This window comes from Rhizobium laguerreae (genome assembly GCF_002008165.1).
Classification (GTDB): Bacteria; Pseudomonadota; Alphaproteobacteria; order Rhizobiales; family Rhizobiaceae; genus Rhizobium; species Rhizobium laguerreae.
The window spans coordinates 146,409-171,101 of the sequence record NZ_MRDM01000010.1 but is presented as its reverse complement, the minus strand read 5'-3'; the positions used below and the strand labels follow the sequence as shown (position 1 = coordinate 171,101).

The 24,693-nt window shown below is 61.5% G+C and carries 17 protein-coding genes; 14 read left to right on the top strand and 3 right to left on the bottom strand.

The genetic code is table 11. The features are described 5' to 3' along the window. Positions 1-57 precede the first annotated feature (57 nt). The 8 genes from phnC to BS630_RS09170 all read left to right on the top strand — a co-directional run bounded on the left by phnC (position 58) and on the right by BS630_RS09170 (position 7,371). Entirely contained in the window at positions 58-900 is an 843-nt protein-coding gene (phnC, locus tag BS630_RS09205; protein ID WP_077977702.1) for a phosphonate ABC transporter ATP-binding protein, read from the top strand. Between the two features lie 72 nt (positions 901-972). Beyond that, the gene (phnD, locus tag BS630_RS09200) at positions 973-1,884 is read left to right on the top strand and encodes a phosphonate ABC transporter substrate-binding protein (protein ID WP_077977171.1); all 912 of its coding nucleotides are present in this window, start codon (positions 973-975) and stop codon (positions 1,882-1,884) included. Between the two features lie 69 nt (positions 1,885-1,953). After that, on the top strand, positions 1,954-2,934 hold the full coding sequence (phnE, locus tag BS630_RS09195; protein ID WP_077977170.1) for a phosphonate ABC transporter, permease protein PhnE: 981 nt from the start codon (positions 1,954-1,956) through the stop codon (positions 2,932-2,934). Continuing rightward, the gene (phnE, locus tag BS630_RS09190; protein WP_077977169.1) at positions 2,934-4,286 is read left to right on the top strand and encodes a phosphonate ABC transporter, permease protein PhnE; all 1,353 of its coding nucleotides are present in this window, start codon (positions 2,934-2,936) and stop codon (positions 4,284-4,286) included. Before phnE (BS630_RS09195) ends, phnE (BS630_RS09190) begins: the two co-directional genes overlap by 1 nt. A gap of 120 nt (positions 4,287-4,406) precedes the next feature. After that, positions 4,407-5,102: a DUF1045 domain-containing protein gene (locus tag BS630_RS09185; protein ID WP_077977168.1), complete on the top strand. Its 696-nt coding sequence runs from the start codon at positions 4,407-4,409 to the stop codon at positions 5,100-5,102. 13 nt (positions 5,103-5,115) lie between these two features. Continuing rightward, a complete protein-coding gene (locus BS630_RS09180; protein ID WP_077977167.1) occupies positions 5,116-6,255 on the top strand; it encodes an alpha-D-ribose 1-methylphosphonate 5-triphosphate diphosphatase in 1,140 nt (379 codons plus the stop codon). Then, entirely contained in the window at positions 6,252-6,848 is a 597-nt protein-coding gene (gene phnN / locus BS630_RS09175; RefSeq protein WP_077977166.1) for a phosphonate metabolism protein/1,5-bisphosphokinase (PRPP-forming) PhnN, read from the top strand. The genes BS630_RS09180 and phnN overlap by 4 nt, the downstream gene beginning before the upstream one ends. Positions 6,849-6,867: 19 nt before the next feature. Then, complete coding sequence (locus BS630_RS09170) at positions 6,868-7,371, top strand: GrpB family protein (protein WP_077977165.1); 504 nt, start codon at positions 6,868-6,870, stop codon at positions 7,369-7,371. 35 nt (positions 7,372-7,406) lie between these two features. Here BS630_RS09170 and BS630_RS09165 read toward each other — a convergent pair whose 3' ends face one another. Both BS630_RS09165 and polA read right to left on the bottom strand, forming a co-directional pair. After that, positions 7,407-9,734, bottom strand: coding sequence for a DNA translocase FtsK (locus BS630_RS09165; RefSeq protein ID WP_077977164.1), 2,328 nt, complete (start codon positions 9,732-9,734; stop codon positions 7,407-7,409). 276 nt (positions 9,735-10,010) lie between these two features. Next, positions 10,011-13,010 (bottom strand): DNA polymerase I, encoded by a 3,000-nt coding sequence (gene polA / locus BS630_RS09160; protein ID WP_077977163.1) that lies wholly within the window; start codon positions 13,008-13,010, stop codon positions 10,011-10,013. A 543-nt stretch (positions 13,011-13,553) separates the two neighbouring features. On the opposite strand from polA, the gene BS630_RS09150 reads away from it, so the two are divergent. Beyond that, positions 13,554-13,970, top strand: a complete 417-nt coding sequence (locus tag BS630_RS09150; RefSeq protein WP_003544385.1) for a MarR family winged helix-turn-helix transcriptional regulator — start codon at positions 13,554-13,556, stop codon at positions 13,968-13,970. A gap of 6 nt (positions 13,971-13,976) precedes the next feature. Here BS630_RS09150 and BS630_RS09145 read toward each other — a convergent pair whose 3' ends face one another. Beyond that, positions 13,977-16,364 carry a bifunctional diguanylate cyclase/phosphodiesterase gene (locus BS630_RS09145; RefSeq protein ID WP_077977162.1) on the bottom strand — a complete coding sequence of 796 codons (2,388 nt, stop codon included), beginning with the start codon at positions 16,362-16,364 and terminating at the stop codon, positions 13,977-13,979. A 213-nt stretch (positions 16,365-16,577) separates the two neighbouring features. Here BS630_RS09145 and BS630_RS09140 point away from each other — a divergent pair, with 213 nt between their 5' ends. The 5 genes from BS630_RS09140 (at position 16,578) to dnaK (ending at position 24,622) form a co-directional block, all read left to right on the top strand. After that, positions 16,578-17,966, top strand: a complete 1,389-nt coding sequence (locus BS630_RS09140; protein WP_077977701.1) for a dipeptidase — start codon at positions 16,578-16,580, stop codon at positions 17,964-17,966. Between the two features lie 389 nt (positions 17,967-18,355). Continuing rightward, complete coding sequence (locus BS630_RS09135; RefSeq protein ID WP_077977161.1) at positions 18,356-19,039, top strand: SH3 domain-containing protein; 684 nt, start codon at positions 18,356-18,358, stop codon at positions 19,037-19,039. 525 nt (positions 19,040-19,564) lie between these two features. After that, a complete protein-coding gene (locus tag BS630_RS09130; protein ID WP_077977160.1) occupies positions 19,565-19,786 on the top strand; it encodes a hypothetical protein in 222 nt (73 codons plus the stop codon). A gap of 198 nt (positions 19,787-19,984) precedes the next feature. Then, positions 19,985-22,321 carry a transglycosylase domain-containing protein gene (locus tag BS630_RS09125; RefSeq protein WP_077977159.1) on the top strand — a complete coding sequence of 779 codons (2,337 nt, stop codon included), beginning with the start codon at positions 19,985-19,987 and terminating at the stop codon, positions 22,319-22,321. Positions 22,322-22,705: 384 nt separating this feature from the next. Continuing rightward, positions 22,706-24,622: a molecular chaperone DnaK gene (dnaK, locus tag BS630_RS09120; protein WP_072640060.1), complete on the top strand. Its 1,917-nt coding sequence runs from the start codon at positions 22,706-22,708 to the stop codon at positions 24,620-24,622. Positions 24,623-24,693 lie beyond the last annotated feature (71 nt).

Genomic DNA, 24,693 nt, shown 5'->3' with positions numbered 1-24,693 from the left:
ATCAAGCGGGACTAATGCGATGCTGACCAAGGCCTGGATTGCAAAGGGTAGAGCATGATGTTCGAGCTGAAAAATGTCACACGTCGTTTCGGAAAAAAGCTCGCTGTCGATTCCGTCACACTTGCCATTCCTCAGGGCCAGATGGTCGGCATCATCGGCCGCTCCGGCGCCGGCAAGTCGACGCTGCTGCGCATGATCAACCGCCTTCAGGAGCCGAGTTCAGGCTCCGTTCATTTCGCCGGCGTCGAGGTCTCCGGGCTTCGCGGCCAGGCGTTGCGCAACTGGCAGCGCGACTGCGCGATGATCTTCCAGCAGTTCAACCTGGTGCCGCGCCTCGACGTTCTCACCAATGTCATGCTCGGCCGTCTCAACCACCGCTCGACGCTTCTGAGCCTGCTCAACATCTTCACCCGCGAGGAACGCGTGCATGCCATCGCGGCACTCGAACGCCTCGGCATCGAGCAGACGGCGCTACAGGCAGCCGGCACGCTTTCCGGCGGCCAGCAGCAGCGCGTGGCGATCGCCCGCGCGCTGATGCAGAACCCGAAAATGGTTCTCGCCGACGAACCGATCGCCTCGCTCGATCCGCTGAACGCCAAGATCGTCATGGATGCGCTACGCGATATCAACGAACGCGAGGGCATCACCGTCATCACCAACCTTCATACGCTCGATACCGCCCGCAACTATTGTGAGCGCATCGTCGGCATGGCCGGCGGCCGCGTCGTCTTCGACGGGCAGCCTTCGGAGCTGACCGCCGAAGCGGTGAAGGAAATCTACGGGACCGACAAGGACGGCGCCGGCATCGACGAAACGCTGACCTCGACCAGCCTCGAATCCAAGCGCCGCGCCGCGGATCTCTCATCCGGCATGGTGGCCAAAGCCGCCGCCGTGCACTGACCGTTTCCGACCGACGGGACAACGGTCGGAAAACCAACTGACGAACAAACCATGTCACAAAAGGAGACTTCCATGTCTGCATTCCGCAAGATCATGATGGCAACCATCGCCGCCGCCGCCCTCGCCGGCAACGTTGCTGCCCAGGACGTCAAGGTCCTCCGCATCGGTCTCGATGGCGGTGAAAACGAAGCCGACCAGGTTCGCCGCACCGAATGCGTCAAGCCCGGCCTGATCGCTGCCACCGGCGTTTCTGAAGTTCAGCTCTTCCCGTCGCCGAATTACAACGGCGTCATCCAGGGCCTCCTTGGCGGCACGATCGACCTCGCCGTCATGGGCGCCGCCTCTTACGCCGCGGTCTATATCAAGGATCCGAACGCCGTCACCCCGGTTCTGACCACCAAGCAGGCAGACGGTTCGACCGGCTATTACTCGATCATGGTTGCCCGCAAGGACTCCGGCATCAAGACGCTTGCCGACGCCAAGGGCAAGAAGCTCGGCTTCGCCGATCCGGACTCTACCTCCGGCTATCTTGTTCCTAACGTTGCCCTTCCGAAGGCCACCGGCGCACCGGTCAAGCAGTACTTCGCTGAAACCGGCTTCGGCGGCGGCCACGAGAATCTCGTTCTCGGCGTTCTCGACAAAAAGTTCGATGTCGGTACCACCTTCGGTTCCGGTCAGGGCGACTGGGCGCAGGGCTACACGTCCGGCAACCTGCACCAGATGGTCACCAAGGGCTTGCTCGACATGGACGATATCGTCGAAGTCTGGAAGTCGCCGCTCATCCCGAACGGCCCGCTGATGGTTTCCCAGAAGCTGCCGGCCGACCTCCAGAAGAAGGTTACCGCCTATTTCGCCGAACTGCCGAAGACAGACAAGAGCTGCTTCGAATCGTTCACGGGCGGCGGCTACGTTGACTGGGCGCCGGTCGACCAGAGCTTCTACCAGACGATCATCGATGCCCGTAAGGCCGTTATCGGCGGCTGATCATCAAGTCTGAACAGTCTTGCGGCGGCATCATGATGATGCCGCCGTTTTCCAAGAAGGAAGCCACATATGGCGCACTCGGCCGGCGCGGACTCTCTGAGCGGATTGCAGGAGGGCTCACGCACCATCCTCGATCATTATCAGAGCCAGGTTCGGACGCGGCGGATCTATACCGTCGTTTCAATCGTGGTCTTCCTGATCATCCTCGGCGCCTCGCTCGACTTCGCCAACGGCGCCAATTCGGGTAAGTTCTTCGAGCGACTTCCCTATTTCTTCGACTTCATGAAGAGCTTCGTGCCGGACAGTCCGCTGGAGATCTTCCGCGCCATGTTCGACCTACCGTCGCCCTTCTCTGACGGTTCGATCAAATACGACTATACAAGCGACCGCGTCTGGATCACCGATAGTTTCTACATCCCGAATTTCTTCTACCAGCTCGCGATCACGCTCAACATCGCCATCGTCTCCACCATTCTCGGTGCGAGCGGCGCGTTCTTGCTCTGCTTTTTCGCTTCCACCAATCTGGTCGGTGCAGGCGTGACGCGCTGGGTCGTGCGGCGCATCATGGAAATCATGCGCGCCTTCCCGGAAATCGTCGTCGCCGGTCTTCTCGCCGCGATCCTGTCGATCGGACCGATTTCAGCGATCATCGCGGTATGGGTCCATACCGTCGGCGCGCTTGGGAAGCTGTTCTTCGAAGTCGTCGAGAATGCCGACATGAAGCCGGATGAAGGGCTGCGCGCCGCCGGCGCCAGCTGGCTGGAGCGTGTGCGCTTCGCGATCCTGCCGCAGGTGTTGCCGAACTTCGTCTCCTACACGCTGCTGCGGACTGAGATCAACGTGCGCGCCTCGACTATAATCGGCGCCGTCGGCGGCGGTGGCATAGGTGAGGTCTTCAGTCTGTCGATCGGACGCGACCATGCTGCCAAGACCTATGCGATCATCATCCTGCTGCTGATCACCGTCATTTGCGTCGACCAATTCTCCGCCTGGCTGCGCCGCCGGCTGATCGGCAAGCAGTCCTTCGAATTCGGACAGGGAGCAGCCTGATGTCCTCGGTTCCGACGATCAACGCCGCCGAGCGCGAACGACTGCTTTCCGCCTATCCGGACGTCTTCCATCGCAGCTTCATGCAACGCTGGGGTCTGCTCCTCATTTCAGCTGCGGTTTTCATTTATCTTGCCTTCTGCTTCGCCTTCTTCAACGTCATCCCCACCTTTGTGAACGGCAACTGGGACCGCGCGGCGATCTATGTCCAGGACTGGTATTCCTGGCGCGCCCAGCCGCGCCTGCGTTTCCAGAACGATCAGGTCGTCCCCCAATGGACGAGCCGCCGCCAGTATCCCGAGGGCGCCGATATCAACTGGCTGAAGCCCAATGCCGACAGCAGCCGATACACCGTCATCTTCGGTGGCGACGAGGACCGCATGGAAGTGACGCCGAGCCGCGTCGACGTCTATATCGGCGGCAAGCTCTATCCCGTGACCGTCACCCGCGATCGCGCCTCCCTGCCGGCCGATGCGCCTTCCCAGATGGAGCAGGACGACAACAAGGTGATCGTCTATTACGGCTTCGCGGGACAGGCGGAAATCCGTACCAGCCAGGTCTATGTCCAGCGCCGCTTTCTCGGCTGGGCGAACTTCTTCTTCGATACGCAGTCGCCCTTCTGGGGCCGGAACCTGCCTGAGGTGGTCGGCCTGATGTTCTCCGGCGAACGGCTCGATCCCAACCAGTCCAATGCCTCGCTGGCGTTGGACAACTTCCTGAACAACGCAAGCTGGCAGCATGGCGACATCCTGTCGAAGTTGATGCAGACGCTGGTCATGGCCTTTGTCGGTACGCTGTTCGGCACGCTGGTCGCTTTCCCGCTTGCCTTCATCGCCGCGCGCAACATCACGCGGAGCCGCGCTGCGAACTGGGGCACGAAGCGACTCTTCGATTTCCTGCGCTCGATCGACATGCTGATCTGGGCGTTGTTCTTCACCCGTGCCTTCGGCCCAGGGCCGCTTCCGGGCATCGCGGCGATCTTCTTCACCGATACGGGCGCGCTCGGAAAGGTATATGCCGAAGCGCTCGAGAACATTGACGACAAACAGCGTGAGGGCGTGAGATCGGTCGGTGCGACACCGGTGGCCGTCCAACGCTACGGCGTCATCCCCCAGGTCCTGCCGGTGTTCATCTCGCAATCGCTCTACTTCTGGGAATCGAATACCCGCTCGGCGACCGTCATCGGCGCCGTCGGTGCGGGCGGCATCGGCCTCAAGCTGCTCGAATCCATGAAGACCAATTCGGACTGGGACAAAGTCGCCTATATGGTCCTGCTGATCCTCCTCGTGGTCTTCGCCTTCGACAACCTCTCGAATGCTCTGCGTTCGCGCGTGATGGGAAAAAAGGGCCACTGACGAATTGACGCCATCATCATTCTGTCACGGAAATCTTTTAGCCGGGAGCCTGCTTGCGGTTCGCCGCCAAATCACTGCACAGTGCGCTCCCCCGTTTGGACGATCCCCAGGATAAAAGCCTTGCGCTACGCTCTCTATTTCTCGCCGCCGAAGGATGATCCCCTGACCGGCGCGGCCTCGTTCTGGCTCGGCCGCAATGCCTTCACCGGCGAGACCTATCCTGCACCGGAACATGAGCAGCTGGGTGCTGCAGAACAGTTCGAGCTGACCGCCGACCCCCGCCGCTACGGCTTTCACGCCACGATCAAGGCGCCGTTCTCACTCGCCTCCTCCGTCACCGAGAAGGATCTCATGGCCGTTGCCGAGGATTTTGCCCAGCGCACGCAAGCCTTCGAGATTCCTGAACTTGTGCTTGGCCAGCTCGGCCGTTTTTTTGCCCTTGTTCCCGGTTCTCTTCATCGACCTCTTCAGGATTTCGCCGCGAAGGTGGTAAGGTCGTTCGAGCCGTTCCGCGCAGCACTTTCCGAGGCCGATATGGCGCGGCGCAATCTGGAGAAGCTCAGCGACAGCCAGCGCGCCCATCTGCAACGCTGGGGTTATCCTTACGTCATGGAGGAATTCGGTTTTCACATGACACTGAGCGGCCAGGTGCCCGAGACACGCGCCGAGGTGATGAAAGCGATCCTGACCGAGCGTTTTGCCGATTTCACCGGCCGGCCGCTTTCGATTTCCGGCCTTGCCGTCTTCATCGAGGACACGCGCGGCGCCCCATTCAAAGTTCATTCCTGGCTGCCGCTTGCCGGCGCCAAAAGCTGAAAGACCTGACGTCATGAGCAAAGAGACCGTGTTTTCCAATGCCCGCATCGTTCTCGAGGATGACATCCTCTCAGGCTCGATCCTCATTCGCGACGGAAAGATTGCCGACATTTCCGGGGGCAACTCGGTAGCCGGCGAAGATTTCGAAGGCGACTACATCATTCCCGGCCTTGTCGAGCTGCACACCGACCACCTCGAAGGGCATTATCAGCCGCGCCCCGGCATTCGCTGGAACAAGACCGCCGCCATCCAGGCGCATGACGCCCAGATCGTCACCTCAGGCATCACCACGGTGTTCGACTGCCTGCGTATGGGGGCGGACGAGGATGGCGGCTTCGAACATGGCGAGATGCGCGAGATGGCCGATGCCATCCAGTCGGCGGAGACGGAAGGCAGGCTGCGCGCCGAGCACCTCATCCATTTGCGCTGCGAGGTCTCGGCCGACAATGTGCTCGAACATTTCGCCGATTTCGAAAACGACCGGCATGTGCGGCTCGTCTCGCTGATGGATCATGCGCCCGGCCAGCGGCAATTCCAGACGATGGATCAGTATATTTTCTACTACCAGAAGAAGCGGGGGCTCAGCGACGAGGCCTTCGCGCGTTTCGTCGCCAAGCGCCAGGCAGAATCGGCGCGCAATTCGACGCCGCACCGCAACGCCATCGCCAAGGTCTGCGCCGAGCGCGGCATCACCGTGGCAAGCCATGATGATGCGACGCTCTCGCATGTCGACGAGGCGATCGACAACGGCGTGCGCCTGGCCGAATTCCCGACTAGCTTCGATGCCGCCCGGGCGTCGCACGGACATGGCATGAGCGTGCTGATGGGGGCGCCAAACATCGTGCGCGGCAAATCCCATTCCGGCAATATCGCCGCCCGCGACCTTGCCGAGATGGGCGTGCTCGACGTGCTTTCCTCCGACTACGTGCCGCTCAGCCTGCTGCATGCGCCCTTCATCCTCGCCGACGAAGTCGAGAGCATCAGCCTGCCGAAGGCGATCGCCATGGTCACGTCGACGCCAGCCCGTACCGTCAGCCTCGATGACCGCGGCCGGATCGCGGCGGGGCTGCGCGCCGATCTCGTGCGCGTCCACCGTTCGCATGGCGTGCCGGTGACACGCTCAGTCTGGCGCCAGGGACGCCGTGTCGCATGATGTCGCACGAACCCCACCCCGGAGCCGGAGCCGAGCGCGGCATCATGGTCGTCGTCGTCGGACCGAGCGGGGCCGGCAAGGACACGCTGATGAACCTCGCGGCCCGGCGTTTCAAAGGCCGCGACGATGTGCATTTCGTCCGCCGCGTCATCACCCGTCACCGTGACGCCGGCGGCGAAGACCATCTTTCCGTCTCCCTCGAAGGGTTTGCCTCCATGGAACAGTCAGGCTCCTTCGCCGTCTGGTGGGAAGCGCACGGCCTGAAATACGGCATTCCGGCCGAGGTTTCGGTGGCGCTGTCGCGAGGTCACATTGTCGTCGCCAACGGTTCACGCTCGGCGCTTCACCGTTTCCAGGCCGCATTCCCGCGGCTGAAGGTCATCAACGTCACCGCCCGCGCCGAAGTGCTCGCCGGCCGGCTGGAGGCGCGCGGCCGCGAGACGCATGAGGATATTATGGCCCGGCTTGCCCGCGGACCACTGACGGTGCGTGGCGAATACGACGTGGTGGAGCTCGACAATAGCGGCTCGCTCGAAGAGGCCGAGCAGAAGATGATCGAGATCCTCGACGGATTGCTGACCAAGGCGCCCTGACCAGATCGAGAGGAAGGGCATGCGCGCCATCAAGGTGGTCGACTACGATCCTTCCTGGCCGCGGCTGTTTGCCGAGATCAGCACCGAGGTCTCCGCGTTGCTCGGCGACTGCCTGCTTTCCATCGATCATATCGGCAGCACATCAGTGGCTGGCCTGGCGGCCAAGCCGAAGATCGACCTCGATGCCGTGATGATATCCGAGGCATTCCTGCCGGCGGCGATCGAGGTCGTGCGCGCGGCGGATTTCGTCTTCCACGGCGATACAGGAGAGCAACGCTGGGCCTTCACGCGCGATCGTGAAGGTTATGGCTTCAAGCTCTATCTTTGCGGGCCTAATAATCGCGCGCATCGGGAGCACATTCTGTTTCGCGATTATCTCAGGGATCACACCGTGAGGGCCAAGGCCTATGCCGATTTGAAACGCCAGCTGGCTGCGGAGGCAGACGGCGATTGGGATTTTTATACCGGCGGAAAGACCGAGTTTGTCAGCGAGACGGTTCGGCTGGCTGCCTCGATGATGTAAGACAGGAATCCGTCAGACGCCCTGGCCGCCGGCGATTACTCGCCGTCGCCCCGTCCCGATACGATCTCGCGCTTGCCGACATGGTTGGCGGGGCCGACGAGGCCTTCCTTTTCCATGCGTTCCACCAATGAGGCAGCGCGGTTGTAGCCGATGCCGAGGCGGCGCTGGATGTAGGAGGTCGAGCATTTCTTGTCACGCATGACGACCTTGACCGCCTGCTCGTAAAGCTCGTTGCCATCCTCCGAAGCCATGGCGCTCTTGTCGAAGACGGCGCCGGCTTCTTCCTCGTCCGTCTCTTCCTCCTCATCGGCGGTGACGGTGTCGAGATATTCCGGGCGGCCCTGGGTCTTCAGATGGGCAACGACCTTTTCCACTTCGACATCCGAGACGAAGGGACCGTGGACACGGGAAATCCGCCCGCCGCCCTGCATATGCAGCATATCTCCCTGACCGAGCAATTGCTCGGCGCCCTGTTCGCCGAGAATGGTGCGGCTGTCGATCTTCGAGGTCACCTGGAAGGAGATGCGGGTCGGGAAATTTGCCTTGATCGTGCCGGTGATGACGTCGACCGACGGACGCTGTGTCGCCATGATCAGATGGATGCCGGCGGCTCGCGCCATCTGGGCGAGGCGTTGGATCGCACCTTCGATGTCCTTGCCGGCGACCATCATCAGGTCGGCCATCTCGTCGACGATGACGACGATATAAGGCATCGGCGTCAGGTCCAGTGCCTGGCTTTCCTCGATCGGAGTGCCGGTGCCCTTGTCGAAGCCGACCTGGACCATGACATGGATGGTCTCGCCCTTTTCGCGGGCCTGGGCGACGCGGTCGTTGTAACCGTCGATGTTGCGGACACCAAGGCGCGACATCTTGCGATAGCGCTCTTCCATTTCGCGCACGGCCCATTTCAGCGCCATGACCGCCTTTTTCGGATCGGTGACGACGGGCGTCAGCAGATGCGGGATGCCGTCATAGACGGACAGTTCGAGCATCTTCGGATCGACCATGATCAGGCGGCACTGTTCCGGCGTCATGCGGTAGAGCAGCGACAGGATCATCGTATTGATGGCGACCGACTTGCCGGAGCCGGTGGTGCCGGCGACGAGCAGATGCGGCATCTTGGCGAGCTCAGCAATGACAGGTTCGCCGCCGATGGTCTTGCCGAGGCCGAGCGCCAGCTTGTAGCCACTCTTCTCGAAATCCTGGCTCTCGATCATCTCGCGGAAGTAAACGGTTTCGCGTGTGACATTCGGCAATTCGATGCCGATGACGTTGCGGCCGGGGACCACGGCAACGCGGGCAGAGAGCGCCGACATAGAGCGGGCGATATCATCGGCAAGGCCGATGACGCGCGAGGATTTCACACCCGGCGCCGGCTCGAATTCATAGAGGGTGACGACGGGGCCGGGACGGACATGGATGATCTCGCCCTTGATGCCGAAATCTTCCAGCACGCTTTCGAGAAGCCCGGCATTCTGCTCCAACGTCTCCTGCGACATGATCTCGCCGAGGCGTTCCGGAGGCTCCTGTAGAAGGGCACGCGGCGGGAATTCGTAGCCGGATGCGTCGATCCTTTCGGGCCTCACGGCCAGGCGCGGCGATGGCAGGACCGCAGCGACGGGCGGCGTGCGCTGCGGCGCCGGCGCGACCTGAGGGGGCGATGCGATGTGAGGAGCCGGCGCAGCCCGGGGGGCCGGCGCGACCGGTGCCTCGACAGCAATGCGCCTGGGCTTTTCCAGGGATATGGCAGCAGCAGGGCGCACGGCAACCTTCGCGGAGACCGCGGCGGGCTGCGGGGCCGGGCGGGAGACGACGGGAGCGGGGGCCGGCCGGCCGGGGCGCCATTCCATGATCCGGAACAGCGACGTGATCGATTCGGGCGAAGTCTCGGTCTTCGGGAAGGATATCAACGGCGGCGTGCGAACCGGCTCGGCCTCTTCGAAGGCCATGACTTCCCAGAAGGCGAAATCCGAAATGGAGGAAAGCTCGGCGCTGGCGCGGAAGGCGGGCGCGTCGGGCTCGTCAAGCAAAGGTGCCTGCTGCAGTTCGATCCTGTGCGGTGCTGCGGAAATTTCGTCCGGCTCCGGCAGATAGATATCGAACGGCACGTCGACGGCAACCGGCTCTATCCGTATCGCCTGCTGTCCAATCTGCGAATCATCGCGAACCGGCTCATTCGGCGCGCGCCGCCTGCTGATCAGCGTTTCCGGCGTGCGGGTGAAACGGACGTTCGGCGCGAGGGAAAAGTTGCTCTGCCAGATGGGCGCCGCCGGCTTCTCCCCTGGGTTTTCCTCCGGAAGGTCCGTTTCAATCTCGCTGGAAAAATCTCCGGCATCCGTCAAATTGGTTCTGGGAAAACGCATGCGTCCGCTACTCACTCATGCTTTGCAAATTACGACCCTACCGGGATAGAAAAGGAAGGTTAATAAGTTCCTTCCTGCCGTATCGTTCCGATACGGCCCGTTTGGATAAATCGCTGCACTTTCAATGCGTTCAGGCAGTGAGAAAAATCTTTGCCAATTTTGGGGAGGTGCTCGAAAGCGCGTCGCGATCTTTCAGATTCGCTGCTGCCGCTTCAGGCTTTATTTCCACGCATGTTGTTGTCGCAAAACCGCCGCACAGTTTTGCGCGACATGCTTTTAATGCGCCTCGTCCCAATTGGTGGCGGCGCGGGCATCGACCCTCAGCGGCACGCGCATTTCCAGTGCCGGCATGGTGGCGTTTTCCATGACCGAGACGATGACAGGCATCGCCTTTTCGACATCCTCGTCCTCGACCTCGAAGATGAGTTCGTCATGCACCTGCAGCAGCATGCGGACGCGATCGGCAAGGCCGACTTCGACAAGCGCCGGCTCTATCTTGATCATTGCCCGGCGGATGACGTCGGCAGCCGAGCCCTGGATCGGCGCGTTGATCGCCGCACGCTCGTTGAAGGCGCGCACGGATGGATTGGACGAGCGGATTTCGGGATAGTTGATGCGGCGGCCGAAGATCGTTTCGACGTAACCCTTGTCGCGCGCCATGGCCTTTCGGCTTTCCATATAGTCGCGGATGCCGGGGAAACGCTCGAAATACTTCTTGATGTAGTCGCCGGCTTCCGAACGCTCGATCGAAAGCTGATTGGCAAGCCCGAAGGCCGAGATGCCGTAGATGATGCCGAAATTGATCGCCTTGGCGCGGCGGCGCACCTCGCCCGGCATGCCTTCCACCGGCACGCCGAACATTTCCGACGCCGTCATGGCGTGGATGTCGACGCCATCTTCGAAGGCCTTGGTCAGTTGCGGGATCTCGGCCACATGGGCAAGCACGCGCAGTTCGATCTGGCTGTAGTCGGCAGAGATCAGCTTGTGGCCAGGCGTCGAGATGAAGGCGGTGCGGATCTTGCGGCCTTCTGCGGTGCGCACCGGAATGTTCTGCAGGTTCGGCTCGGACGAGGACAGGCGCCCCGTGGTGGTCGATGCCAGCGAGTAGGAGGTGTGGACCCGCTTTGTCTCGGGGTGAACGTAACCCGGAAGCGCGTCGGTATAGGTGGATTTCAGCTTGGTGACCTGGCGCCAGTCGACGATCTTGCGTGGCAATTCGAAACCGGCGGCGGCCAGATCCTCGAGCACCTGCGCGGAGGTGGACCATTGGCCTGTCTTCGTCTTGTTGCCGCCGGCAAGGCCCATCTTGCCGAACAGGATATCGCCCAGCTGCTTCGGCGAGCCGATGTTGAACCGTTCGCCGGCCAGCACGTAAATCTCGTCCTCCAGCCTTGCTGCACTCTGGGCCAGCTCGCCGGAGAGGCGCGACAGGATCTGCCGGTCGACGGTGATGCCGCGCGCTTCCATACGCGCCAGCACCGGCAATAGCGGCCGCTCCAACCGTTCATAGACGCTGGTCAATCCCGCCGCCGCCAGACGCGGCTTCAGCACCAGCCAGAGGCGCAGCGTCACCTCGGCATCTTCGGCGGCATAGTGGGTGGCGCGGTCGATATCGACCAGATCGAAGGTGACGTTCGCCTTACCGCTGCCCGCCACGTTCTTGTAGGGGATCGGCGTATGGCCGAGGAATTTTTCCGAGAGCGGGTCCATGCCATGCGCGCCGGTGCCGGCATCGAGCACGTAGGAGATCAGCATCGTGTCGTCGAAACTCCTGGTCTCGATGCCGTAGCGCTTCATCAGCAGGTAATCGTATTTCAGGTTCTGGGCGACCTTGAGAACCGATTCGTCTTCCAGCAATGCCTTCAGCCGTGGCAGGGCATCGCCCATCGGGATCTGGTTTTCGGCAAGGCCGCCGCCGAGTAGATCGCCAACGCCGTTCTTATGGACGAGCGGCACATAGGCGGCACGGATCTTCGTGCCGGTGGGATCGGCCGTATTGTCCGCGATCGCCAGCGAAATGCCGACAAGCTCGGCCTGCATCGCATCCAGCGAGGTGGTCTCGGTATCGAAAGCAACGAGGCCGGTGGCGCGCGCATCGGCGATCCAGCGGTCGAGGGTCGCCAGGTCACGGATCGTGACATAGGTCGAATGATCGAAGGGCAGCGTCGCGAAGGCCTCGGCCCGCGCCTTGGCAAGATCGGCGGGCGAAAAGGCGCCTTCGACCGCGGTCTTCGCCTTTGCACGCGGCGGCACCGGCACGGATTCGCCGGAAACATCGGGGATGCCGCCGGCAACGGGCTCGGGCTCGGCCGCATCGAGATCCGGGCCGCGGGCCGTCTCACCCCATTCGATGCGGACGATCGCCGGTTCGATGGCGCTCGCATCGCAATCGCAGGCTTCGGCGACGCGGCGCGTCAGCGTGGTGAATTCCATCGTCTTCAGGAAGCCGATCAGCTTCGGACCGTTCTGCGGTTCAAGCACCAGCCCGTCGAGATCGAGATCGAGCGGCACATCGGTGCGCAACCGCACGAGATCGCGCGAGAGCCTGGCCATGTCGATATTGGCGAGGATCGTCTCGCGGCGCTTGACCTGCTTGATCTCGGTGGCGCGTTCGAGCAGCGTATCGAGATCGCCGTATTCCTCGAGAAGTTGGGCGGCGGTTTTCGGGCCGATGCCGGGAATGCCGGGAACATTGTCGACCGAATCGCCGGTCATCGCCTGCAGGTCGATCATCTTTTCCGGCGGCACGCCCCATTTCTCGATGACATCGGGAATTCCGATCTGCTTGTCCTTCATGCTGTCATACATATGGACATTGGGGCTGACGAGCTGCATCAGATCCTTGTCGGAGGAGACGATGGTGACATCGGCGCCGGTCGCTTCGGCCTGGCGGGCATAGGTGGCGATGATGTCGTCGGCCTCGAAGCCTTCGGTCTCGATGCAGGGCAGATTGAAGGCGCGGGTCGCCTCTCTTATAAGGCCGAATTGCGGGATGAGCTCTTCCGGCGGCGCGGAGCGGTTCGCCTTGTAGGCGTTGTAGAGATCCTTGCGAAACGTCTTGGCGGAATAATCGAAGATGACGGCAAGATGCGTCGGGGTCACGCCGACATCGGTATTGCGCGCGTCCCTCAGCAGCTTCCACAGCATGTTGCAGAAACCGGACACGGCGCCGATCGGCAGGCCGTCGGTCTTGCGGGTCAGCGGCGGCAGTGCATGAAACGCCCGGAAGATGAATCCGGAACCATCGACTAGGAAGAGGTGATCGCCTTTTTTCATGCGTGCATGGATAGCGCGGGCATGGGACGAGGTCCATATGGAGTTCGGCATAAAGTTCGGCGCGCGAAAAGGATTATGGCGCTCGGAGCACTACGTCGCCGCGCGCATTTTCGGACGTGCAAAGGACGCTGGGCACTTGGCGTTGCTGCATAATTTTATCCTTCCATCGATTCCGATCTCAGGAATTGTGCGGCAGGGATTCCGGCTCACCAAACTGTTACCGATTTGTAACGATGGCCCTCCCTTGAAAAACCACATTCTAAGGCACAAATCCATGTCACCGGCGCTTGATTGCGCCGCGGGTCTGATTACCGGCTTGTCCCCCGCCGCGTCAGGCTTGGACAAAGGCCTTATCCCCCTCTCCGGGCCTTTGTCCCCACTTTAAAGTCGCCATGGCCAACCTCCAGGCCATGGCGATTTTTGTTTTTTCGAGACACTCGAAATTCTGATCGCCGCTTGCATGTTATGGAGCATCGTATGCGATTTGCTGCATTGTCTCCGGCATGGTTTTGAGCCTAACTTGCAATCATGGGATTTAACCGCATGGATTCGGGAGCCTACCTTGCCAGCCAGCTGGCGAAGGGTTTTGCCCGCTCGCTGCACCAGCGCGCGGTCGGGCTCGGTTTTTCTCCTGGGCAGTTCCCCATTCTGCTGGAACTCTGGGCCGAGGACGGGCTGACCCAGAAACAGCTTCTCGAGCGGGTCGATATCGAGCAGGCGACCATGGCCAATACGCTTTCGCGCATGGTCCGCGACGGCCTAATCGAACGCCGGCCGCATCCATCCGACAAGCGGGCGCAACTGCTCTTCCTGACGCCGAGAGCCCGCGCCATGGAGGCCGAGGCGATCGAGACCGCGCGTGAGGCCGATCTTGCGCTGTTTAAAGGGTTTCGGGTTTTCGAGCGCGAGCTGACGCTTGAATATATCCGCCGGCTTCTGGAAAACGCCAAGGCGCTTTGACCCAGATTACTCGCAGGCAAGACGCGTAGGTCGCCACCGCGATATCTGCAGCGCGTCGGCGTCAGCCGTCGGAGACAGGAAGTTTCTGCGGGCGGCGAACTTGATGCTCGGCTCGATATCCGGCTTGCCGAGCAAAAAACCTTGTACCTGCGCGCAGCCTTCTTCGACGACGATCCGGCGCTGCGTCTCGGTTTCGACGCCCTCCGTCACAACAGGCATGCCGAGACTGTGACCGAGGCCGATGATTGCGCGCACGATCGACCGCGCCGCCGCATCATGCTCCAGCATGCCGGTGAAGCTGCGGTCGACCTTGATCTTGTCGAAAGGGAAAGTTCGCAGGTTGGAAAGGGAGGAATAACCGGTGCCGAAGTCGTCCATGACGATGTGAACTCCCAGACTGCGCAGACGCTGCAGCGTGGTCATCACCCGATCGCGATCACGGAAGAGAGCGGCCTCGGTGATTTCAATTTCCAGCCGATCTGGCGCGAGCCGCGTTTCCTCGAGGATTGTTTCGATTCGCTCGGCCAGGTTCGGCAGCATGAACTGCACCGGCGAGACGTTGACGGCAATCGTCAGCGGATGCGGCCAGCGAGCGGCCTCCGAGCAGGCCTGCTGCAGCACCCATTCCCCGAGTTGGACTATCGACCCGCTTTCCTCGGCGATCGGAATGAAGACGTCCGGTTCGCATATGCCGTGGCCCGGCCGGTTCCAGCGCATCAAGGCCTCGTAACCGCTGATCACGCCGCTATGTGCATCGAGAATTGGCTGATAGCTGAGATGGATCTGATGGCGAGTGATGGCGTGGCGCAGTTCGCTTTCGATCAGGCGGCGGGCTCGTGTGGCCTCGTCCATTTCCGCATCGAAAAAACAGGCCTTGCCGCGGCCACCGTGCTTGACCCGGTAGAGCGCGATATCAGCGTTGTTGCAGATCTCGTCTGCATCGCTGCCGTCGGCCGGATAAATGGCGATGCCAAGGCTGACGCCGACGGCGGTCGGGTCGCGTGCCGTATCCATCTCGACGGCGAATTCGTCGAGGATCACGGCCGCGAGCTTCTGCGCTGCCGCCGGCTGCTGTCCGGAGGGCTGGATGATGGCAAATTCATCGCCCCCGAGGCGGGCGATCGTATCACTTTCATCAGTCACGCGACGCAGGATAGAGGCGACCTTGCAGAGAATTCGGTCACCCTCGGCGTGGCCGAAAACGTCGTTGACGGTCTTGAAGCGATCGAGATCGATATAGAGGAGGGCAACCTCGCCGTTCTTTCGTTCGGCCATTTGCAGCGCCTGGCGGATGCGCGTGTCGAACAATGATCGGTTCGGAAGATCGGTGAGAACATCGTGGTGGGCGAGATGTTCGATCATTTCCTCGGCCTGTCTGCGCTCACTGAGATCGCGCACCGCCAGAACGTCGCAATTGTGCCCGCGATAGACGATCCTGCTTGTGTTCACTTCGACGGCGGTCTCCTTGCCGTTCCTGGTGTTGAGCAGCGTCTCGCCGAGCCTGTTCTGTCCCTGGACGGCGCCCAAAACAGCAGAGGGCGCCTTGCCGGCAAGATCGGCAAGCTTCCAGCCGGAGAGTTCCTGGAAACGTTCGTTGGCGTCGATGATCCTGCCTTCCCGCAGAATCAGCAGCCCTTCCTGCGAGGCATTCGCGAGCCCTCTCAGATCCGTCACGTGACTTTCGATATAGACCACCGCGAGCGCCATCAGAATGAGCGTCGTCGCCGCCACCACGACGATCGCAGCAAGCAGGCTGGCGTCGAGCACCGTTGCCGGAAGCTCTTTGCCGGGATCCGGCACGAGCGTGATGCTAGCCATCGAGATAAAATGGAGCGCGCAGATCGCGAAGACGAAAGTGATCGACGAAGCGAGGAGCCGCCTCGGTCCCTTCAATTCGAAAAAGGCGTGGAAGGCGGCGCTTGACAACAGCGCTCCTGCGAGAACCGCACTCAACGTCATATAGGGGTCGTAGACGATTACCGCTTGGGTCTGGATCGCCTGCATGCCGGTCAGATGCATCGCGGCGATGCCGAGCGCCATCAGGATGCCGCCGCGGATGCGCGAAAATCTGCAGCGGCTTTGCGAAGCGACGAGGATCGCGGCCCATGAGCCGACAACCGACAGGAGGAAGGACAGCGCCGTCAGGCCCAGCTGATAGCTGATCGGCATGCCGCCGTCATAGGCCAGCATCGCGATGAAGTGGGTTGCCCAAACGCCGGTGCCGAAGGCGAACGCCGCGGCCCCGATCCAGAGCTTGCGCCGCCCGGCATCGCATCCTTGGGCGCGGGAAAGCGGCAGCATCGCTGCCATCGCGCCGATCAGACAAACTGCGGCAGCCAGAAGCACCAGGCGCCAATCGTGATCGTCGCGAATACATGTGATGATCGAAAACATCCGTCCCCCCGAACAGCTGAATTCGATCAGGCTATCGAGGTTGTACTAAATAACTGTAAATTGAATTAGAAACTTCTTCTATAATGTTCGGCGATATTCTTGACCCCGATACTGACCTGGGCGTCTTTCGCACCGCCGATTTTCGTTTTTTCCGCCTCGCCTGCCTTTCGGGTTTGGTCTATCGTCCGGCCGAATTTCAAAAAGGAGTCGAAAATGACGGATGTACAACAGGTGCTTGCGCGCGCGGATCAGAACCTTTCCACGAGTCTCGAAAGGCTGTTCGAGCTTCTGCGCATCCAGTCGATTTCCACCGACCCCGCCTATAAAGCCGAATGCCAAAAGGCCGCCGAATGGCTCGTCAGCTATCTCGGGACGCTCGGCTTTGCGGCCTCCGTGCGCGATACGCCTGGCCATCCGATGGTGGTCGCCCACCATGCCGGCGCTTCCGCCGATGCGCCGCATGTTCTCTTCTACGGCCATTACGACGTTCAGCCGGTCGACCCGATCGAGCTCTGGGAAAACGACCCCTTCGAGCCATCGATCAAGGATGTCGGCGAGGGCCGCAAGATCCTGACCGGCCGCGGCACCTCCGACGACAAAGGCCAGTTGATGACCTTCGTCGAGGCTTGCCGCGCCTATAAGGAGATCAACGGCGCGCTTCCCTGCCGCGTCACCATCCTCTTCGAGGGCGAGGAGGAGTCCGGCTCGCCCTCCCTGAAGCCCTTCCTCGAAGCCAATGCCGCCGAGCTCAAGGCCGATTATGCGCTGGTCTGCGATACCGGCATGTGGGACCGCGACACGCCGGCAATCGCCGCAGCGCTGCGCGGCCTCGTCGGCGAGGAAGTGGTCGTGACGGCCGCCGACCGCGACCTCCATTCCGGTCTTTTCGGCGGCGCGGCCGCCAATCCGATCCATATTCTCGTCGAGGCTCTTGCCGGACTGCACGACGAGACGGGGCGCATCACGCTTGACGGCTTTTATGACGGCGTCGAGGAAACGCCCGACAACATCAAGGCGTCATGGGAGACGCTCGGCAAGACCGCGGAGAGCTTCCTCGGCGAAGTCGGCCTTTCCATTCCATCGGGTGAAAAAGGCCGCTCGGTGCTGGAACTCACCTGGGCACGGCCGACCGCCGAAATCAACGGTATCTGGGGTGGCTATACCGGCGAAGGCTTCAAGACGGTGATCGCCGCCAAGGCTTCGGCGAAGGTTTCGTTCCGCCTCGTCGGCACGCAGGATCCGGCCGCCATCCGCGAGGCTTTCCGCAGCTATATCAGCGCGAAGATTCCCGCCGATTGCTCGGTCGAGTTCCATCCGCATGGCGGCTCGCCGGCGATTCATCTCTCCTATGATTCGCCTGTTCTCACCAAGGCGAAGAACGCGCTTTCCGACGAGTGGCCGAAACCCGCCATCGTCATCGGCATGGGTGGGTCGATCCCCATCGTCGGCGATTTCCAGAAGATGCTCGGCATGGAATCGCTGCTCGTCGGCTTCGGCCTCAGCGACGATCGCATCCACTCGCCGAACGAGAAATACGAGCTTATCTCCTACCACAAGGGCATCCGCTCCTGGGTGCGGATCCTTCAGGCGCTCGCTGCCTGAACGGCCTGCCATGCCGGCGTGCCAAGCAAAATCGCAAAAAACAAAAAGGCCGGTTCGACCCGGCCTTTCGTCATCCGCTCACCTCAGTGCCAGTTCATCCGTGGTCAAGGAGCAAGCAGGTATTGCAATGAGACTGCCGCCGAAAGGTTAACGGGCCGTTAACAGTACCGCCCTTGTCGGAAGCACCACTCGCGGCTCCGAGCGCTGACTGACATTTCGCCGTTCAAGCTGCGTTCATCGCGAGCAACATATAAGCCATTGAAAGATAAGATGAATGACACCGCCCTAAACACCTGCGGGCGATCGCTCTATCTTTTGTTTCAGTGGCATATGCCATTGAAACGCCGCCAAACGCTGCCTGAAAAACGTGCCAACAAGGACTGAGAAGCGTGAAAAATCTCTTTGTTAAAATCGCAGCCGCCGGCCTGCTTATGCTGGCGCCTGCCATAGCGGAGGCTGCCGAGGGCTACTCGACGGCGAACGTCAACATGCGTGCGGGTCCAAGTACCCGTTATCCTGCCGTCGCGGTCATCCCGGCCGGTTCTTCCATCGAGATTCGCGGATGCCTTTCCGACGTCAACTGGTGCGACGTCGAGTTCTACGGCGGCCGCGGCTGGGTTTCCGGCCAGTACGTGCAGGCCCTCTATCAGCAGCGCCGCGTCTATGTCGGTCCGCAATATTACCGCCCGCTCGGCATTCCGATGATTCGCTTCAGCGTCGACAATTATTGGGACCGCTACTACCGCAACCGCGATTTCTATCGCGAACGTGACCGCTGGAGCCGCGGCCCGGACTATTACTACCGCGACCGCGACAATCGAGATCGCGACCGCGATCGGGATAACCGGGATCGCGACCGGAGCTGGCGTGAGCGGGATCGCGACCGAGATGGGCGCGACCGAGATCGTGACTGGCGCGACGACAATCAACGGGGCGATCGGCAACGGGGCGATCTGCAAAGGGGCGATCTCCAAAGAGGTGACCGGCAAGGGGACGACCGCAGGGGCGATGACCGCAGGCCAGACCGTAGGGATTTTGATTGCCGCCCCGGCGATCCCTCCTGCGACGAATGAGAAGGGGGACGGCAGCGCCGTCCTCTTCCGAGGTTCCAAGGGCAAACACCCAAGAAAAAGCCCGGCGCTCCCTTGGGGGGATGCACCGGGCCTGATGTCGATCGGCACGCGTTGAGGGGAGACGGCCGATCATTCGCGGGACGTGAGGGGTTGTCCCGCTTCTTCATAAACAATCGCGAAGCCTATTGGTTCCACCTTCTGCATAATTCCTTGAATCGGAATCGACTTAAGGAAAGAATTGTGCAGTAATTCAAAGTGTTACAGCGTCATTTACGCCTCTCGAAAAGGCGCATGGCTTGGTAATGGCGTCGTATCGCACGTGATTCACGTGACGCACCTCAGGTTTTTGTTTTCATGACGCATGCTGCTTCGCCGGCGAGCGCTAGACAGGGGAAGCATCGACCCTAGAATGCGGTCACCGACAATTTGAGGTGAGGCCACCGCGATGCTCTTGTTTTGCGGGATTGTTTATTGCATTTTTGTGAAGTTGCGGATCAATCTTGATCCGTTCGAGGCTGGACCCTGATGACGCAAGACTACCTGGCTTTCTTCGGGCTTTTCGCCCCTCGGGCGGCCGCCATAGATGTTACCATATGGCATAAACACAACCCGATCCTGCCTGTACGCCTTACCGATGGGGCGAACCTCAACCCTTCCGGCCAGATCTGGCGCCGCCTTCATCTGGGCGAGTGGGAATATAAGCAGGACCCGGAAACGCTCGACGATTACGAAGCCCGCCAGTTTTGACAAGCGGCGCGATCTGCTTTGCTTTCCATTATTAACACCCCGTTAAATCGCCGCATTTACAGTTCAGTCGGGTGATCACGGCGGCACTCAAAGTGCTCCAGCGTCCTTTGCGCGCCTGAAAAGACGCGCGGCGCTGGAGAAGAGCGCCGTCATGCGAAGCTGACTTCGCGATCGAATATGGGGTGTGACCGGTCCGCGATGGCAGGCAGAGGCAGATCAGGCGACAGAATAGAACCCTCCTTCAGCGGCCGGCCGGCACGCGACGATGACGAATTCTCGCTGGATGCCGACGAGCGCATCGCCGGAGGCCGATCTCCGCGCCGCGGCGGCTCGAAACCCCCGCCGCAGCGCCCCGCCTCCCGGCGACGGCGCGAGCCGCGGGAGCGTGAAGGCGGCGGGTTGTTCGGCTTCATGCGCCGCATGATCTACTGGTGCGTCGTGCTTTTCATCTGGGCCGGTATCGGCGTTGCCGGGCTCGTGGTCTATTATGGCTCGCGCATGCCGAGCGCCAGCACATGGGCGATCCCGGAGCGGCCGCCGAACGTCAAGATCACCGCTGTCGACGGCAGCGTCATCGCCAATCGCGGCGCCACCGGCGGCGAAGCGCTGTCGCTCGAAAACATGTCGCCCTATATTCCGGAAGCCGTCATCGCCATCGAGGATCGGCGTTTCTATTCGCATTTCGGCGTCGATCCGCTCGGCCTCGGCCGGGCGATCGTGACCAACCTCACCGCTGGCCACATGGTCCAGGGTGGCTCGACGCTGACCCAGCAGCTTGCCAAGAACCTCTTCCTCTCGCCTGAAAGAACGCTGGAACGCAAGGTGCAGGAGGTGCTGCTCTCGCTGTGGCTGGAGCAGAAATACACCAAGGACCAGATCCTGGCGATGTATCTCAACCGGGTGTTCTTCGGATCGAACGCCTATGGCGTCGAGGCAGCCTCGCGCCGCTACTTCAACAAATCGGCGCGTGACGTAAACCTCGGCGAGGCCGCGGTGCTTGCCGGCCTGCTCAAGGCGCCGTCGCGGCTTTCGCCGGCCCGCGATGCGGAAGCTGCGAATGCACGCGCCCAACTCGTGCTCGCGGCGATGCGCGAACAGGGCTTCATCACCGATTCCGAGGTCAAGACGGCGATGTCGCAGACCCCGGCTTCGGCCAAGAGCTACTGGTCGGGCGCCGGGCACTATGTCGCCGACATGGTGATGGACGCGCTGCCGGGTCTGATCGGCGACGTCAAGGAAGACGTCATCGTCGATACGACCATCGACAAGTCGCTGGAAAAGAAGGCCGAGCAATCGCTGGTCGACGTACTCGACAAGGAGGGCGGCAAGCTCGACGCCTCGCAGGCGGCCCTGGTCTCGATCGACGGCACCGGTGCGATCCGGGCGCTGGTCGGCGGCAGGGACTATGCGACGAGCCAGTTCAACCGCGCCGTCAAGGCCAAACGCCAGCCGGGTTCCTCGTTCAAGCCCTTCGTCTATGCCGCAGCACTCGAGAAGGGGCTGACACCCTATTCGGTGTTTAACGACGCGCCAATCCGGATCGGCGACTGGACGCCCGAAAATTACGAGAAAAAATACAATGGCGAAGTGACGCTGGCGACCGCGCTTGCCAAGTCGCTGAACACGGTGGCCGCCCAGCTGGTGATGTATGACGGGCCGGATCAGGTGATCAAGCTTGCCCACCGGCTCGGCATCGAAAGCGAGCTGCAGCCGAACGCCTCGATCGCCCTCGGCACGTCCGAGGTGTCGCTGATGGAACTCACCGCCTCCTATGCCGCCTTCATGAACGGCGGCTACAAGGCGACGCCGCACGTCATTCGCCGGGTGACGACCGCCGAGGGCAAGGTTCTCTACGAAAATACCTATGACAGCCCGCCGCGCGTGCTGTCCGAGCAGATCGTCGCCCAGATGGATGCGATGATGATGGGTGTCATCGACAACGGCACCGGCAAGAGCGCCAAGATCCCCGGCTGGCAGGCGGCGGGAAAGACCGGCACCACCCAGAATTCGCGCGACGCGCTCTTCGTCGGCTTCACCAGCAATCTCACCACCGGGGTCTGGTTCGGCAATGACGACGGCAAGCCGATGAAGAAAGTGACCGGCGGCGGCTTGCCGGCCAAGGCCTGGAAGGAATTCATGATCGCCGCCCACAAGGGTCTTTCGCCGGCACCGCTCTTCGGCAACGGCCAGTTGATCGCCGATCCGAACAATGGTCAGCCGATGGCGCAGGCACCGGCCGATGGGCAGCTGGGCAGCGGACAACCGATGACGGCCGAGGCGCCGCCGTCGACGATCGGCGGCATCATTTCCGGCGTCTTCGGCGGTGACGACAATGCAAACCGCTATCCGCAAGCGCCTGCCCGGCAGCAGGCGGCGAGCTCCGGCAATGGCCCGGTTCCTCCTGCAGACATTGCCGAAGGCGGGGGTTCGAACTATGAGGGCATGGTTCCGCCTGGGGATGTCGGGGGCGCGCAGACGACCTCTTCCGTCCAGCCGCGGCGCACGACGCTGCTCGATCTGATCATGGGCCAGTGAGATCTTTGCTACATGCCCGGCGCACGCCCGATGCTCTAAAGCGCGCCATGATCTTTCGGACTCGCGCCTCGCGCTTGAGCTCCTTGTTTTACGCATGTCGGTGTCGCAAAAACGCTACACGGTTTTGCGCGACATGCTTCAGAAATCGCCCGGTTTCCGGACATAGGGCGACCTCTTTCCCGGCTACTGTCAAAATTGAATGCAACACATTCGTTTTGCTGGATTCCGGGCCATTTCTCGCCTTGCAGTCCAGAAAACCGCTCCTTATATACGCCGCATCACCGCAATCACGATTGCGTAATCTTAAGTAGACCCATCCCGTAAGGGGCTGTCAGGGAAATGCCTTCTCGGGGTTCCCACAGCTTGCTTCAAGGAGAGAATGACATGGCAAAAGTAATTGGTATCGACCTCGGAACGACGAATTCCTGCGTCGCAGTTATGGACGGCAAGGACGCGAAGGTCATCGAGAACGCGGAAGGTGCGCGTACGACCCCTTCCATGGTGGCATTTTCCGATGATGGCGAACGCCTCGTCGGCCAGCCGGCCAAGCGCCAGGCGGTCACCAACCCGACGAATACGCTCTTTGCAGTCAAGCGCCTGATCGGCCGCCGCTACGAAGATCCGACCGTCGAGAAGGACAAGCATCTCGTTCCCTTCACCATCGTCAAGGGCGACAATGGCGACGCCTGGGTCGAAGCCAATGGCAAGGGCTACTCTCCCGCACAGATTTCCGCGATGATCCTTCAGAAGATGAAGGAAACTGCCGAATCCTATCTCGGCGAGAAGGTCGAGAAGGCCGTCATCACCGTTCCCGCCTACTTCAACGACGCGCAGCGCCAGGCAACCAAGGATGCCGGCCGCATCGCCGGTCTTGAAGTCCTGCGCATCATCAACGAGCCGACTGCTGCGGCCCTCGCCTACGGTCTCGACAAGAAAGAAGGCAAGACGATTGCCGTCTACGACCTTGGCGGCGGCACCTTCGATATTTCAATCCTCGAGATCGGCGACGGCGTCTTCGAAGTGAAGTCCACCAACGGCGATACCTTCCTCGGCGGTGAAGACTTCGACATGCGTCTCGTCGAATATCTCGTTGCCGAGTTCAAGAGGGACAACGGCATCGACCTGAAGAACGACAAGCTTGCCCTGCAGCGCCTCAAGGAAGCTGCGGAAAAGGCAAAGATCGAGCTTTCGTCCTCGCAGCAAACCGAAATCAACCTGCCGTTCATCACCGCCGACGCCTCGGGCCCCAAGCATCTGACGCTGAAGCTGACCCGCGCCAAGCTCGAAAGCCTGGTCGACGATCTCGTCCAGCGCACGATCGCGCCGTGCAAGGCAGCGCTCAAGGATGCCGGCGTCACTGCTGCCGAAATCGACGAAGTGGTTCTCGTCGGCGGCATGAGCCGCATGCCGAAGGTACAGGAAGTCGTCAAGCAGCTGTTCGGCAAGGAGCCCCACAAGGGCGTCAACCCGGATGAAGTGGTAGCGCTTGGCGCCGCCATCCAGGCCGGCGTTCTGCAGGGCGACGTCAAGGACGTCCTGCTCCTCGACGTGACGCCGCTGTCGCTCGGCATCGAGACGCTCGGTGGTGTCTTCACCCGCCTGATCGAACGCAACACGACGATCCCGACGAAGAAGAGCCAGACGTTTTCGACCGCCGAAGACAACCAGCAGGCCGTGACCATCCGCGTCTCGCAGGGCGAGCGTGAAATGGCTGCCGACAACAAGCTGCTCGGCCAGTTCGACCTCGTCGGTCTGCCGCCGTCGCCGCGCGGCATGCCGCAGATCGAAGTCACCTTCGACATCGACGCCAACGGCATCGTCCAGGTTTCGGCCAAGGACAAGGGCACCGGCAAGGAACAGCAGATCCGCATCCAGGCGTCCGGCGGTCTCTCCGACGCCGACATCGAGAAGATGGTGAAGGATGCCGAAGCCCATGCCACCGAGGACAAGAAGCGCCGCGAGGCCGTCGAAGCCCGGAACCAGGCCGAAAGCCTGATCCATTCCTCGGAAAAGTCGCTGAAGGATTACGGGGACAAGGTTTCCGAGGCCGACCGCACCGCGATCTCGGATGCGATCGCTGCGCTGAAGACGGCGTCGGAAGCATCCGAGCCGGATGCCGACGACATCAAGGCCAAGACCCAGACGTTGATGGAAGTGTCGATGAAGCTCGGCCAGGCGATCTATGAAGCACAGCAGGCCGAAAGCGGCGCTGCCGGTGATGCCTCCGCGGAAAGCGGCGACAATGTCGTCGATGCCGACTACGAGGAAATCAAGGACGACGACCGCAAGAAGTCCGCGTAATCCGCGACGGCGTGGTTATGCTTCAACATCTGATCCGGCTGCTCACCATGGCAGCCGGAAATCCATTTCCG

What these genes read in the sequence shown, in the direction of transcription:
- BS630_RS09150 (WP_003544385.1), top strand. Translation starts at nt 13,554, where the DNA reads ATGGATTCGGGAGCCTACCTTGCCAGCCAGCTGGCGAAGGGTTTTGCC.
- phnE (WP_077977169.1), top strand. Translation starts at nt 2,934, where the DNA reads ATGTCCTCGGTTCCGACGATCAACGCCGCCGAGCGCGAACGACTGCTT.
- BS630_RS09145 (WP_077977162.1), bottom strand. Translation starts at nt 16,364, where the DNA reads ATGTTTTCGATCATCACATGTATTCGCGACGATCACGATTGGCGCCTG.
- BS630_RS09130 (WP_077977160.1), top strand. Translation starts at nt 19,565, where the DNA reads ATGACGCAAGACTACCTGGCTTTCTTCGGGCTTTTCGCCCCTCGGGCG.
- phnC (WP_077977702.1), top strand. Translation starts at nt 58, where the DNA reads ATGTTCGAGCTGAAAAATGTCACACGTCGTTTCGGAAAAAAGCTCGCT.
- phnN (WP_077977166.1), top strand. Translation starts at nt 6,252, where the DNA reads ATGATGTCGCACGAACCCCACCCCGGAGCCGGAGCCGAGCGCGGCATC.
- BS630_RS09165 (WP_077977164.1), bottom strand. Translation starts at nt 9,734, where the DNA reads ATGCGTTTTCCCAGAACCAATTTGACGGATGCCGGAGATTTTTCCAGC.
- polA (WP_077977163.1), bottom strand. Translation starts at nt 13,010, where the DNA reads ATGAAAAAAGGCGATCACCTCTTCCTAGTCGATGGTTCCGGATTCATC.
- phnD (WP_077977171.1), top strand. Translation starts at nt 973, where the DNA reads ATGTCTGCATTCCGCAAGATCATGATGGCAACCATCGCCGCCGCCGCC.
- BS630_RS09180 (WP_077977167.1), top strand. Translation starts at nt 5,116, where the DNA reads ATGAGCAAAGAGACCGTGTTTTCCAATGCCCGCATCGTTCTCGAGGAT.
- BS630_RS09170 (WP_077977165.1), top strand. Translation starts at nt 6,868, where the DNA reads ATGCGCGCCATCAAGGTGGTCGACTACGATCCTTCCTGGCCGCGGCTG.
- BS630_RS09125 (WP_077977159.1), top strand. Translation starts at nt 19,985, where the DNA reads ATGGCAGGCAGAGGCAGATCAGGCGACAGAATAGAACCCTCCTTCAGC.
- BS630_RS09140 (WP_077977701.1), top strand. Translation starts at nt 16,578, where the DNA reads ATGACGGATGTACAACAGGTGCTTGCGCGCGCGGATCAGAACCTTTCC.
- dnaK (WP_072640060.1), top strand. Translation starts at nt 22,706, where the DNA reads ATGGCAAAAGTAATTGGTATCGACCTCGGAACGACGAATTCCTGCGTC.
- phnE (WP_077977170.1), top strand. Translation starts at nt 1,954, where the DNA reads ATGGCGCACTCGGCCGGCGCGGACTCTCTGAGCGGATTGCAGGAGGGC.